The 12,793-nt window shown below is 75.3% G+C and carries 11 protein-coding genes; 4 read left to right on the top strand and 7 right to left on the bottom strand.

All coding sequences use genetic code 11. The features are described 5' to 3' along the window. Positions 1–89 precede the first annotated feature (89 nt). Genes NFS20_RS08930 through NFS20_RS08920 form a run of 3 tightly spaced genes read right to left on the bottom strand, consistent with a single transcriptional unit; the run spans position 90 to position 3,672 of the window. Positions 90–2,945, bottom strand: coding sequence for a cation-translocating P-type ATPase (locus tag NFS20_RS08930; RefSeq protein ID WP_251151426.1), 2,856 nt, complete (start codon positions 2,943–2,945; stop codon positions 90–92). 50 nt (positions 2,946–2,995) lie between these two features. Next, positions 2,996–3,418, bottom strand: a complete 423-nt coding sequence (locus tag NFS20_RS08925) for a type II toxin-antitoxin system VapC family toxin (RefSeq protein ID WP_251151425.1) — start codon at positions 3,416–3,418, stop codon at positions 2,996–2,998. After that, positions 3,415–3,672 (bottom strand): type II toxin-antitoxin system Phd/YefM family antitoxin, encoded by a 258-nt coding sequence (locus tag NFS20_RS08920; protein WP_251151424.1) that lies wholly within the window; start codon positions 3,670–3,672, stop codon positions 3,415–3,417. Before NFS20_RS08920 ends, NFS20_RS08925 begins: the two co-directional genes overlap by 4 nt. A gap of 146 nt (positions 3,673–3,818) precedes the next feature. Here NFS20_RS08920 and NFS20_RS08915 point away from each other — a divergent pair, with 146 nt between their 5' ends. Further along, positions 3,819–7,160 carry a hypothetical protein gene (locus NFS20_RS08915; protein ID WP_251151423.1) on the top strand — a complete coding sequence of 1,114 codons (3,342 nt, stop codon included), beginning with the start codon at positions 3,819–3,821 and terminating at the stop codon, positions 7,158–7,160. 18 nt (positions 7,161–7,178) lie between these two features. After that, entirely contained in the window at positions 7,179–8,060 is an 882-nt protein-coding gene (locus tag NFS20_RS08910) for a TrmH family RNA methyltransferase (RefSeq protein WP_251151422.1), read from the top strand. Between the two features lie 15 nt (positions 8,061–8,075). Here the strand turns inward: NFS20_RS08910 and NFS20_RS08905 are convergent, their stop codons facing one another. From NFS20_RS08905 to NFS20_RS08890, 4 genes are all read right to left on the bottom strand, one after another. After that, positions 8,076–8,789: an esterase/lipase family protein gene (locus tag NFS20_RS08905; protein ID WP_251151421.1), complete on the bottom strand. Its 714-nt coding sequence runs from the start codon at positions 8,787–8,789 to the stop codon at positions 8,076–8,078. Further along, entirely contained in the window at positions 8,786–9,607 is an 822-nt protein-coding gene (locus tag NFS20_RS08900; protein WP_251151420.1) for an alpha/beta fold hydrolase, read from the bottom strand. The genes NFS20_RS08905 and NFS20_RS08900 overlap by 4 nt, the downstream gene beginning before the upstream one ends. A gap of 113 nt (positions 9,608–9,720) precedes the next feature. Then, a complete protein-coding gene (locus NFS20_RS08895) occupies positions 9,721–10,170 on the bottom strand; it encodes an SRPBCC family protein (RefSeq protein ID WP_251151419.1) in 450 nt (149 codons plus the stop codon). Between the two features lie 79 nt (positions 10,171–10,249). Continuing rightward, positions 10,250–10,879: a nucleotidyltransferase family protein gene (locus NFS20_RS08890; RefSeq protein WP_251151418.1), complete on the bottom strand. Its 630-nt coding sequence runs from the start codon at positions 10,877–10,879 to the stop codon at positions 10,250–10,252. Positions 10,880–11,012: 133 nt separating this feature from the next. On the opposite strand from NFS20_RS08890, the gene NFS20_RS08885 reads away from it, so the two are divergent. Both NFS20_RS08885 and NFS20_RS08880 read left to right on the top strand, forming a co-directional pair. Beyond that, the gene (locus tag NFS20_RS08885) at positions 11,013–11,873 is read left to right on the top strand and encodes an endonuclease/exonuclease/phosphatase family protein (protein WP_251151417.1); all 861 of its coding nucleotides are present in this window, start codon (positions 11,013–11,015) and stop codon (positions 11,871–11,873) included. A 59-nt stretch (positions 11,874–11,932) separates the two neighbouring features. Beyond that, a complete protein-coding gene (locus NFS20_RS08880; protein ID WP_285821117.1) occupies positions 11,933–12,793 on the top strand; it encodes an ABC transporter ATP-binding protein in 861 nt (286 codons plus the stop codon).

Here is a 12,793-nt window from a genome sequence, read left to right as displayed (position 1 = left end):
CGTGCAGGTCCGCCGAGACGTCCAGGGGGGCCAAGGCCGCGGCGTCCGGCGTCAGCCGGCCGCTCCCGGCCCGGTGGCGCACCGCCCGCTCACGCCCGGACCGCCGGCGCGGGGACGTGGTCGCGCGCCAGCCAGCGCCGGTCGACCCACTTGGTGACCTCGACGAGAAGGAACACGACGACCGAGAGCCCGAGCGTCTTGCCCCACTCCGCGGCGTCGATGGGTGCGGACTCGAACCACGTGTGCATGAAGGGCGCGTAGACGAAGACCGCCTGGAGGACGAGCAGCGTGGCGGCCGAGATCCAGACCACCCGGTTGCCGCGCAGGACGTCGAGCGTGAGGCTCGACCGGTCGAGGAACCGGCAGTTGAAGAGGTACGCGAGCTGGCCGAGGGCGAGCATCGTCACGGCCGTCGTCTGCGCCTCCGCGAGCGGTACGCCCTGCGCGCGCTCGACGTAGAACAGCAGGATCGTCGCCCCGCCGATGAGGAGCGACACGAGCAGGACGCGGCGCAGGTACGCGCCGTCCAGGATCGACGCGCCGGGGTCGCGCGGCGCGCGGCGCATGACGTCGGGCTCGGCCCTCTCGTACGCGAGCGCGAGGGAGAGCGTGACCGCGGTGATCATGTTGATCCACAGCACCTGGACGGGCTGGAGCGGGAGCGTGAGCCCGAACAGGACTGCCACCAGGATGACGAGCGACTGCGCGCCGTTGGTCGGCAGGAGGAAGAGCACCGACTTGCGGATGTTGTCGTAGATCCGCCGCCCCTCCTTCACGGCGCGCTCGATCGTCGCGAAGTTGTCGTCCGCGAGGACGACCTCCGCGGCCTCCTTCGTCGCCTCGGTGCCCTTGATGCCCATCGCGACGCCGACGTCCGCCTGCGTGAGGGCCGGTGCGTCGTTCACGCCGTCGCCCGTCATCGCGACGACCTCGCCGTGGGACTGCAGCGCGGAGACGATCCGGATCTTGTGCTCGGGGCTCGTGCGCGCGTAGACGTCGACGTCGCGCACGACGGCGCGCAGCTTCTCCGTCGACATCGCCTCGAGCTCGGGGCCGGTGAGGACCGCGGGGGCGGAGTGCTCGTCGCCGCCGTCGGGGGAGCCGTCCACGATGCCCATCTCCCGACCGATCGCGACGGCCGTCCCGGCGTGGTCGCCGGTGATCATCTTCACGCGGATGCCCGCGTCGCGGCACTCGGCGATCGCTGCGACCGCCTCGGGTCGCGGCGGGTCGACGATCCCGACGAGACCGCAGAGCTCGAGCCCCGTCGCGACGTCGTCCGCGTCGAGCGTCGACGTCCCGTCGGGCGCCGTCGTGCGCGCGGCCGCGAGGACGCGCAGCCCTCGCGCCCCGAGCGCGTCGATCTGCTGCTCCCACAGGTCCCGGTCGAGCGGCTCCGGGTTCCCGTCCGTGCCGGTCTGCGTCGAGCAGCGGTCGAGCACGCGGTCGGGGGCACCCTTGACGTGCACGTGCAGCGCGCCGTCGGGATCGGCGTCGAGCGTCGCCATGAACTTGTTCTCGGACTCGAACGGCACGACGGCGACGCGCCGCCACCCCGTCGGGTCGACGCCGGCCTTCATGCCGAGCGTGCGCAGCGCTCCCTCGGTGGGCTCGCCGACCAGGCGCCACCCGTCGGCGTCGGCGTCGTCGGGCACGATGCGCGCGTCGTTGCACAGCATCATGGCCGTCGCCACGGCGGCGAGGTCGTGGTCCTCGGCGAGGTCGGCGTGCCGGCGTGGTGCGTCGGTCCCCGCACCGCCCGGCCCCGCACCGCCCGGCCCCGCCCCGTCGGACCCGACCGTGACCTCGCCCACCGGCGCGTACCCGGCGCCCGCGACCGCGAACGACCGGGCGGACGCGCGCACCGTGCGCGCGGTCATCTCGTTCTTCGTGAGAGTCCCCGTCTTGTCCGAGCAGATCGTCGTCACCGATCCGAGGGTCTCGACCGCGGGGAGCTTGCGCGTGATCGCGCGCCGCCGCGCCATCTGCTGGACGCCGAGCGCGAGCGTGATGGTCACGAGCGCGGGCAGCCCTTCCGGGACCGCCGCGACGGCGAACCCGATGGACGCCGAGATCAGCTCGGGCACGGAGAAGTCGTGGACGACGCGCCCGATGATCACCATGACGACGGCCATCGCGAGGATGAGGACCGCGAGGATCTTGCCGAAGCGGTCGAGCTGGCGCGTGAGCGGCGTCTCGAGGTTGCGGACCTCGGAGATCATCGTCTGGATGCGGCCGATCTCGGTCGCCTGGCCGGTCGCCGTGACGACGCCCACGCCCTGCCCGGCGGCGACGATCGTGCCGGAGAACAGCATGCTCGTCCGGTCGCCGACGCCCGCGTCCGCCTCGACGGCCGCGACCTTCTTCGACGACGCCACCGACTCGCCCGTGAGCGCCGACTCCTCGACGCGCAGGTTCGTCGCCTGCAGCAGGCGCACGTCGGCGGGCACCTTGTCGCCCGAGCGCACGCGCACGACGTCGCCCGGCACGACGTCGTCGGCGTCGATGCTCGCCCACGCCCCGTCGCGCCGGACCTGCGCGGTGACCGAGAGCATGTTGCGGATGCCGTCGAGCGCGCTCTCGGCCCGCCCCTCCTGGATGAACCCGATCGCCGCGTTGATGACGGCGACCGCGAGGATCACGGTGAAGTCGACCCAGTCGCCGAGGATCGCCTTGAGCACCGCGGACACGAGCAGGATGTAGATGAGGATGTCGTCGAAGTGGACCAGGATGCGCTTCCACAGCGGGTCGCGCTGCGGCGGCGCGAGGCGGTTCGGGCCCACCTCCGCGAGGCGCGCGGCGGCGTCGTCACCGGCGAGGCCGCCGTCCGTGGACCGCAGCGCGACGACGACGTCGGCGGGCGGCCGGGACCACGGCGCGGCGAGCGCGGGGTCGTCGGCGAGGGTCGTGGTGGAGGTCGGCACGGCGTCCGGCGCGGGTCCCATGTGCCCATTCGACCGCTCGCGGGCGCATCGCGCGAGAGGGCGAACGTCCCTCAGCGCCCGCTCGGGTCGGTGAACGGGTCGACGACGGGGACGCCCGCGTCACGGAAGTCCCGGGCGTTGCGGGTCGCGACCGTGAGGCCGTGCACGAGCGCGGTCGCCGCGAGCAGCGAGTCCACGGCCGGGAGCGTCCGCGTCGCGTGCAGCGTCGACCACCGCGCGGCGACGTCGAGGGTCACGGGCAGAAGGCGGTCGGCGTAGCCGTCCTCCAGCCCACGGACCCACGCGTCGAGGGCGTTCGCCCGTCGCGGGTCGCGTGGCGCCAGTCGTTCGATGCCGGCGCGGATCTCCCCGATCGTCAGCACGGAGAGATGGAGCTGGTCCGTGCGCAGCCCGCGGAGCCACGACACGACGTGCGCGTGGGGGCGCGACCTGACCAGCTCGGAGACGACGTCCGTGTCCAGCAGATACCTCACGAACCGGTCTCCAGGTCGACCTCGCGCGGGGTGGACCGGTCGCGCACCACCTCGAGGTCCTCGGCCTCGGGCGCCTGCAGGAGGTAGTCGACGAGCTCGAGACGGACGCCCGTCAGCTCGTGATAGAGGTCGATCCCCACGACCACGGCGACGTCCTTGCCGTGCCGGGTGATCACCTGGGGTGTGCCGTCGGCCGCCTGTCGCAGCACCTCGCTGAGACGCTGCTTCGCGTCCTGGACCTGCCAGCTGGTCATCGTCGCCACCTCCCGCTGGCCAGTCTAGACCGTCTGGACAGAATTCCTGGCGCCGTCCCGTGGCAGGTTCGCGCCGCTCGACCCTCCCTACGTCGTGGGCAGCGTCGCGCGACGGCCGCACGACGTGCACGTCGGAGGTGGGCAGGATGCCTGAGGAGCGCACGACCGAGCGGACCGTCCTCGAGCTGCGGATCCACGGCGTGGCGAACACGCCGCCGCACGGCATGCTCGACCTCCCGCCGGGCGAGGTCGAGCAGTGCGACGGGGACGGCCTGGGCAGCTTCTGGGTCGCGAACGCCGAGGCCGACGCGCGGGATCGCGTGCCGGGGTCCGCGGAGCACCCGGTCGCGCCGGGCGACCTCCACGCGGTCCGCGCGGACGTGCGGCGCGAGGCCTACTCGTGGGGCGCGATGGCGCGGCTCGGGGCCTTTCCCCTGTCCGGGGCCGTCGGCGCCGTCGGCCGCGGGCTGACGCGCGCGCTGTGGGCGCTCAACGTGCCGTTCGGTCTCGCGAACGTCGCGTACTGGGCCCGGCGCGTGCCCGGGGCCGAGGACGACGAGGTCGCCCGCGCCCCGGCCCGCCGCTCCGACGAGACCGTCGAGCGCGCGCGGCCCGAGGCGACGGCGGCGGCCGTCCGCGTCTTCGGTCTCGCCCTCACGCTCCTCCTCACCGCGGCGGTCACGACCGTCACCGTCCTCGTCGTCGGCACGCGGTGCATGGGCGTCGTGGCGCCGGACGCGACGACCGTCGACGTGTGCGCGCGCGTCCCGTCGCTGCTCGACGGGCTCGCGCGCACCGACCACGGCGACCGGGTGGTGCTGCTCTCGCTCGTGCCGATCGCCGTCGTCCTCCTGCTCGTCGCCGTCGCCCGTGCGGGCCAGGTCCGGTTCGACGAGCGCGTCTCCCTCGCGCGGGCGGGGCAGGTGCGTGTCGGCGCGGGCACGGGGCCGCTGCTCTACCGGGCCGGGTTCTGGAGCCGGCGCGTCGCCGGCCCTTCGGCTCTCCTCGCGCACCTCGCGGGCGCGGTGGCGCTCGTCGCGGTCCTGCTCGCGTGGACCGACGACCGGCCGGGGACGGGCACGGCCCTCCTCGTCGCCGGGGCGGTCGTCCTCGCCCTGTGCGGGGTGGTCGTCGCGCTGCGCAACGACGACGACGGGATCCAGGTGACGCCGCCCCGCTGGAAGGGTGCCCTCGCCGTCGCCGCACTCGTCCTCGCCGTGGCCCTCTGGGTCGCCTCCGCGGTGCTCAGCTCCCGCCGGGCCCCGGGGGTCGAGCTGCCGTCGTACGTCGGGATCGACGTCGCTCCCACGATGCTGGGTGCGGCCCTGACCGGGATCGCCGCGGCCGCGCTGCTGTGGCGCAGACGCGTCCCCACGCTCGTCTGGGCGACGGTCCCGCTGGTCGTCACGGCGTGCCTCACGGTCGTCGCCGTGGCGCGGGTGGTGGACGACGCCGGCGCCGTCGCCGCGTACGGGGAGACCACCAACGCGCTCCTCGTCTGGGGCGCCGTCGCGGCGCTCGCGGTGCCGCTCGGCGTCGCGCTCGTCCCGGCGCTCTCGCCGGTCCGTCGGCAGGGCCCCGAGCGCTGGTCGGGCTGGTCGGGCGGCGGTCCCGGGGTGTTCCTGCTGACCGCCACCGCGACGGCGGCCGTGCTCACGAGCCTGCTGGTCCTGGGGACCCAGGTCTACCTGGCGGGCGGCCGGGACACGCGCCCGGACGCCGAGGGGCAGCTCAGCGTCGCGATCGTCCGGACCGTGCCGGGCGTGCAGGACGTGCCCGTGCCGTCGGCGTACACCGAGTTCGGCATCAGCGCCCTCGTGCTCTGCGTGACGGCGCTCCTCGGGCTGCTCGCGCTCGCCGCGCCGGGGCTGCACGACCTCACCCGACCGTGGACGACGTGGATCGGACGTGCGGCCGGGACGGAGTCCGACACGACCGGACCGACGGCGTGGGCGGCGTCGAGCATCGCCGAGGCCGAGCGGCAGCGGACCGAGGGCACGCGGCAACGGGTCGCCGACATCCCCGTCGCGGCACGTCGAGCCGTCCGCGCCCGACAGGTCGCGGGCGTCACCCACCGGGCCGAGAACGCCGTCGGGGTCCTCGCCCTCGCGTCCTGGTGCACGCTCGTCGTGACGATCCTGCTGGGGCGGGCCGGGGAGTCGGTGGCGGGGGTCTGGGACCTCGGCTGGGACCAGCTGGCCGCCGTCGCGGTGCCCGCGGTCGGGGCGCTCGCCGTCGCGCTCGTGGCGAGCTTCGTCGCCGCAGGGGCGGAGGGGGTCTCCCGGCCCTGGGGCCTGCTGTGGGACCTCATGTGCTTCCTGCCGCGCAGCGCGCACCCGTTCGGCCCGCCGTGCTACGCCGAGCGCACCGTCCCCGAGGTCGCGGCGCGCGTGGAGGCGTGGCTCGACGCCGAGGACCTTCCGGCCGCCCGACGGCCGGGCGTGGCACCACGGCGTCGCGTCGTGCTCTCGGCGCACTCGCTCGGGGCCGTCATGGCGGTCGCCGTCGTGCTGGGCCGTGCGGGGAACCCGGCACCGCGCACCGGCGACGTCGCGCCCGCGCTCCGGACGGACGGCGACGGCAGGCTCGGGCTCCTCACGTACGGGGTCCAGCTCCGTCCGTACTTCGGCCGGTTCTTCCCGTCCCTGCTCGGTCCGCAGGTGCTCGGGACCCCGCCGTGCGGCGGGCCGGCGTGGCGCGGGGACCCGTGGCGTCGGCAGACCACGAACCCTCGGGTCGCGCTGCGCGACGCCGCTCTGCTCCAGGCCCCCGGGGCACGGGCCGGCAGCGCGGCGGGGAGCGCGCTCGCCGCGCACGACGCGCTGCGCAGGAAGGCGGTGGAGCGTGACGCCGAGCTGCGGCAGGCCGAGCGCCGCCTGCGGAGCGCGACGGCGCGCCGGATGCCCGAGGACCGCGTCGAGCGGCTGCGGGCCGACGTCGCCGCGGCGAGGAAGGCGCTCGAGGCCGCCCGGGTGCCGCTCGAGGTGGCGGAGGACGCCGTGACGGGAGCCGTCGTGGCGGGGCGTCGCGCGCTCGGGGACGACGCCGACGCGGCGGAGCGCGCCTACCGGGCGGCGCGCCTCCACGGGGAGGGCGCGACGGCCGAGCGCCGCGCCGCCGACGCCGCGTGGTCGCGCGCGTGCGCCGGGCCCGGCACCGCACCGCTCGAACCGGCGACGCCCACGCTCGTCCGGCTCCTGCGGCACCACGAGCGGCAGCCCGCGTGGGTCAACCTGTGGCGTCGTACCGACTTCCTCGGGTTCCCCGTCGTGTCCTACGGCACGAACCCCGTGGACCACGGCGCGGACGAGGTCGACCGCGGCGCCTACCTGCTCACCGTGGCCGCGCACAGCGCCTACCCCCGCGCGTGGGCGTACCACCTGGCCCTCGACACGGTGCTCGGCCGGCTCGGCACGCCCCGGCCCGGTGCGGGCACCCACCGGGCGACCACGCCCCCGGTGCTCGGCGTTCCCGCCGCGGTCGGCTGATCGGGGAGAATCGACGGCGTGATCCCCGAGAGCCTGCACGTCGTCCGCGTCACCGACCCCGCCGACGAGCGGCTCGCCGACTACACGAGCCTGACCGACGTGGCGCTGCGCGCGAAGCACGAGCCGGAGAAGGGGCTCTACATCGCGGAGAGCTCGACCGTCATCCGGCGCGCGCTCGCCGCGGGGCACCGGCCCCGGTCGTTCCTCATGGCGGAGCGCTGGCTCGCGGACCTGGCCGAGGACATCGCCGGGCTCGCCGCGAGGTTCCCCGTCGACGACGCGCCGGGCGGCACGGGCGAGCCCGTGCCGGTGTTCGTCGGCGAGCCCGACGTGCTCGAGGCGATCACCGGGTTCCACCTGCACCGCGGGGCGCTCGCGGCCATGCACCGCCCGCCGCTGCCCAGCGTGCACGCGCTCGTGACGGGCGCCCGTGGCGGGGCGGGCGCCCGACGCGTGGCCGTGATCGAGGACGTCGTGGACCACACGAACGTGGGCGCGATCTTCCGTTCTGCGGCCGCTCTCGGCGTGGACGCCGTGCTCGTCTCGCCGCGGTGCGCCGACCCGCTGTACCGCCGGTCGGTGCGCGTGAGCATGGGCACGGTGTTCCAGGTGCCGTGGACGCGGTTCGAGAGCTGGCCCGGCGGGCTCGCGGCGCTGCAGGAGGACGGCTTCACGGTCGCGGCGCTCGCGCTGTCCGACGACGCGGTGACCCTGGACGACCTCGTCGCCGACGCGCCGGAGCGCCTCGCGCTCGTCCTCGGGACCGAGGGCGACGGGCTGTCGCGCGGCGCGGTCGAGGCGGCCGACCGGGTCGTGACGATCCCGATGGCCGGGGGAGTGGACTCGCTCAACGTCGCCGCGGCGTCGGCGGTGGCGTTCTGGGCGACGCGCGTCGCCTGAGCCGTCTCGCCCCGACTACGGCTCGGGGCGCGGCGCGACGGCTGCCGCGAGGCGCTCGACCTCGCGCACGACGACCTCGACGAGGCGCGGGTCGCCGAGCGGCCTGAAGTGGCCGGACAGCGGCAGCTCGATGTTCGTCGCGCCGGGCAGCGCGCCGGTCTCGGGGATGTGCGGGTCGAACCGCGGGTAGACGGCGGTGATGCGCGCGTCGACGGCCCGCTCCGCCACGAGCGCGAGGAGCTCGGTGTCGGTGGGGGAGAAGGCGCGCAGCGTACGGCCCACGAGGTAGCGGGCCCACCGCGAGCCGCGGAACGGCGTCGCGACCGCGACCATCCCGGCGACACGACCGCCGGCGGGGGAGAGCATGACGCGCTTGCCGATCAGACCGCCCTTGCTGTGCGCGACGAGGACGGCGCCGCGCAGGTCGGCCTCCTCGAGGTACGCCGCGGCGAGCCCGGCGCCCGCCGCGACGGGCGCGCGGTTGTACCGCAGGTCCGGCACGACGTGCACCGGGTGGCCCGCCGCCGCGAGCGGCCGGGCCACGGGCAGCAGGAACTGCCACGTCTCGTACACGCCGGGCAGGAGCAGGACCGGGGCGCGGTCGCCCGCGCCGGAGGGCACCGCTCGTCGGGCGCGCAGGCCGTGCTCGACCTGTCGGGTGCCCGCGTAGACGTAGTCCGCGGCCCAGTCGGCCAGATGCCGGGCGCGGGTGGAGATGCTCGCGCTCACGGCACCTCCTTCGCCGCGTGGACGACCGCGTCGACGATCGCGCCCGGGTCGGAGTCCATCGCGTGGTGACGTCCGACCACTTCGCGCAGCTCGCCGTGCGGCGCGGCGTCCGCGAGCTCGCGGGCCCAGCGGTGCGGCGCGACCGGGTCGGCCCTGCCGCGCAGCACGACGACGCGTCCCGGCACGCGCGGCACGACCTCCTCGAGGTGGTGGGCGAGCATGCGTCGCGTCTGGCGCGCGTAGTACGCCAGGGTGCAGCGCAGCACGTAGTCGACGGCGAGCGTCCCGAGCGCTCGGGGCCGCTCGCCGAACGCGTCGCGCAGGAGGCGCAGGGCGTGGTGCGGCGCGGTGCGGGCGTGGCGGTCCGCGGTCGGTCCGACGAGCACCCCGGCGGGGGCCTCGCGGGGGTGGTCGACCATCGCCTGGCCGACGACCTGGCCACCCATCGAGTGGCCCACGAGCACGACCGGGGGCGGAGAGACGCCGTCGGGCGACGCAGCCAGGACGTGGTCGCGGACGTACGTGGCGACGAGCGCCGCGTGCTCCTCGAGCGGGACGTCGCGTCCTGTGCGCGGCGAGGCGCCGTACCCGGGGAGGTCGATGGCATGGACGGCCGCGCGGAGGTCGTCGCGGCGTGCGAGCTCGTCGACGACCGGACGGAAGGCGCGGGCGGAGGAACCCAGTCCGTGCACGAGGACGACGACGAGCGCTGGGGAGACGGCACCGCTGACGTGCGCGACGGCCGTGAGGTCGCCGACGGTGAACCGCACGTCGGTCTCGTCCTCCACCGGGATACAGGACGACGTGCGAGCGGGCATGGGCCTCAGCATGGGACACGCGGAGCCGGTGCGCACGGCCGCCGGAGGCCGCCGGCGCGACGGAGCGGGCCCGAGGAGGCCCCGGACCCGCTCCGTCGTGGTTCTTTCAACCGTCAGCTGACGTCGCCGCGCCAGGCGCCCGTCTCGACGCCGCGCGACTCGATGAACTCCTTGAACCGCGCGAGGTCGCCCTTGACGCGGCGCTCGTCGAGCTGCAGCAGGTCGCCGGCCTTCTCCACGACGCCCTCGGGCGACCAGTCGAGCTGGACCGTCACGCGCGTCTCGGTGTCGCTCAGGCGGTGGAACGTCACGACGCCCGCGTGGTCCGGGCCGGACGTGCTGTTCCACGCGACGCGCTCGTCGGGGTGCTGCTCCGTGATCTCGGCGTCGAACTCGCGCTCCACGCCGCCGATCTTCGTCCTCCAGTGCGTGTGCGTCGCGTCGAGCTGCCGGATCTCCTCCACGCCCTCCATGAAGCGGGGGAACTCCTCGAACTGCGTCCACTGGTCGTAGGCGGTGCGGACGGGGACGCTGACGTCGACGGACTGGGTGACCGTGCTCATCGAGATACCTCCTGGTGTCGGGGGCGGTACCCCTCCACCCTGAGCACGATCGCGCCCGCTCGCGCGCCGAGCGCCGCCGTCACTCCACGTGGCTCGACGGGTCTCCCGAGGCAGGGCCGGACGCCGCGCCGCGCTCCGCGGCGGGGTCGCGCATCTCCGCCTTGTCGACGACGCCCAGCTCGTCGAGGAGGAACAGGAACGCGCGGGCGTAGGGGTTGTCGTCGACCCGCTCGCGCACCTCGGGCCAGGCGATCTGCTCGCGCATCGCACGGGCGACGGGGAGCAGGCGCGAGAAGTCGCAGAAGTGCTCGCCGATCACGCGCAGCTTCGACGCCATGATCTCCGTCGCCGACAGCACGGGCATGCGGACCGCGAGGACCTCGAGCTCGTCGGTCCGGGCGAGGAGGTCGTCGTCGATCGGCTCGCCGACCATGCGGTAGAGCACGTCGACGAGCTCGCCGTGGTGGTACGCCTTGAACAGCCAGTTCTCCGTCGGCTCCGTGATCTCGAGGCCCGCCTCGGCCAGCACCTCGCGCGCCCGGTCCACGTCGACCTCGCGGATCGCGAAGTCGGCGTCGTGGCTCGGCTCGGGTGCGCCGCGCGCCCACGCGGCGTACCCGCCGACGAGCGCGTGCGGGATCCCGGCCTCGGCGAGCGCCGCCGCGGTCATGCGCAGGCCGTCGTGCAGGGCCTCTCTGTCGTCCACCATGCCCCAGGGTCTACACCACGCGCCGTCCACCGGCACGTCGCGCGCCCGTCGCACGCCGGTCGAGCGCACGCGTGCCGCGCCGGACGGACCGTGCGGGGTGCGGCGTGACGCCGGCGCGCCCAGAATCGAGACGATGCGCCTCGCGACGTTCAACATCCTCCACGGGCGGTCGACGGTCGACGACAGGGTCGACCTCGACCGCTTCGCGGGCGCCGTCCGCGCGCTCGACGCCGACGTCCTCGCGCTCCAGGAGGTCGACCGCGACCAGCCCCGGTCCCACGGCGCCGACCTCACGGCCGTCGCGGCCGAGGCCGCGGGGGCGGTCGACCACCGGTTCGTCGCGACGCTCGTCGGCGAGCCGGGCGTGTGGTCCGCGCCCACGGGCGAGCAGCAGCCCGGCCAGGCGGCGTACGGGATCGCCGTCGTGAGCAGGTTCCCCGTCCGGGCCTGGCGGACCGTCGTCATGCCGCCGCCGCGCACACGGGTGCCCGTGCGCTTCCCCGGCAGCCGCGTGCCCACGCTCGTGCGCGACGAGCCACGTGCCGCGCTCGTGGCGAGCCTCGACGCCCCCGCAGGGCCGCTCACCGTCGTGTGCGCGCACCTGACCTTCGTGCCCGGGCGCAACCTCACCCAGCTCGTCCGGCTCACGCGCTCGCTCGCCGAGGACGCCGTAGAGCCCGTCGTGCTCATGGGCGACCTCAACATCGACGCGCCGCAGGCGGCCCGCACGAGCGGGTGGCAGCCGCTGGCGAGCGCCGCGACGTTCCCCGTCGGGGCACCGGCACGCCAGCTCGACCACGTGCTCGCGCACGGGGCGGTCCGCGCCACAGCGCCGGCGCTCGCGGTCGACACGGGGCTGTCCGACCACCGCGCCCTCGTCGTGCCCGTCGCGCTCGGCGGTGAGCACGTCGCGTCACCCACGCGGGCCCACGCCGCGGACGAGGACCGCGCGCCGTCGGCCCACCAGCACGAGCCCGGTACCCGACGGGCGTGACGTCCGTCGCACCCGCAGCCCCTGGATCAGCACGCCGTGCATAGATTAGCCTCACCTATGTGAGTGGAACCTCAGTCGTGCCCGACACGTCCCGCCGGCTCGGTGCCGCGGCCCTGTCCGGGCACGACCTGCACCTGTCGTACGACGCCCGCACCGTGGTGCACGGCGCCGGCCTCGACCTCGTCCCCGGCGAGGTCACGGCACTCATCGGCCCCAACGGGTCCGGCAAGTCCACGCTCCTGCGCTCGCTCGCGCGCCTGCACCGCCCCGACGCCGGGACGGTCACGCTCGACGACGCCGCCGACGCGCTCGCGCTGCACCCCCGGGACTTCGCGCGCCGCGTCACCCTGCTGTCGCAGAGCCGGCCCACCCCGAGCGGGGTGAACGTGCGCGACGTCGTCGCGTACGGGCGCCACCCGTACCGGGGACGCTTCCGCTCGAACGACGCCGACGGGCCGCGCGCCGTCGCCCACGCGATGGAGGTCACGGGCATCACGCCGATGGCCGAGCGCGGCGTGGACGAGCTCTCGGGCGGGGAGCTGCAGCGCGTGTGGCTCGCCACGTGCCTCGCGCAGGACACGGGCGTGCTCCTGCTCGACGAGCCCACCACCTACCTCGACCTGCGGTACCAGGTGGAGCTGCTCGACCTCGTCCGCGACCTCGCGACCGAGCACGGCGTCGCCGTCGGGGTCGTGCTGCACGACCTCAACCAGGCGGCGTCCGTCGCGGACCACGTCGTGCTCCTGCAGATGGGCGTGGTGCGCGCGTCGGGCAGCGCCGAGGACGTGCTCACGTCGGAGCTGCTCACCGAGGTGTACGGCATCCACGTGGACGTCTACACGCACCCGCTCACAGGACGCACCTGCTGCGAGCCGCTCGGGCGCCACGCGTCGCGCGCCGGCGCCGCCCTGCACGTCTGA

It is taken from the genome of Cellulosimicrobium sp. Marseille-Q4280, assembly GCF_943181405.1.
In the GTDB taxonomy this organism is placed as follows: domain Bacteria; phylum Actinomycetota; class Actinomycetes; order Actinomycetales; family Cellulomonadaceae; genus Cellulosimicrobium.
The sequence above is the reverse complement of the archived record's forward strand: the minus strand, read 5'-3'. Positions and strand labels throughout refer to the sequence as shown.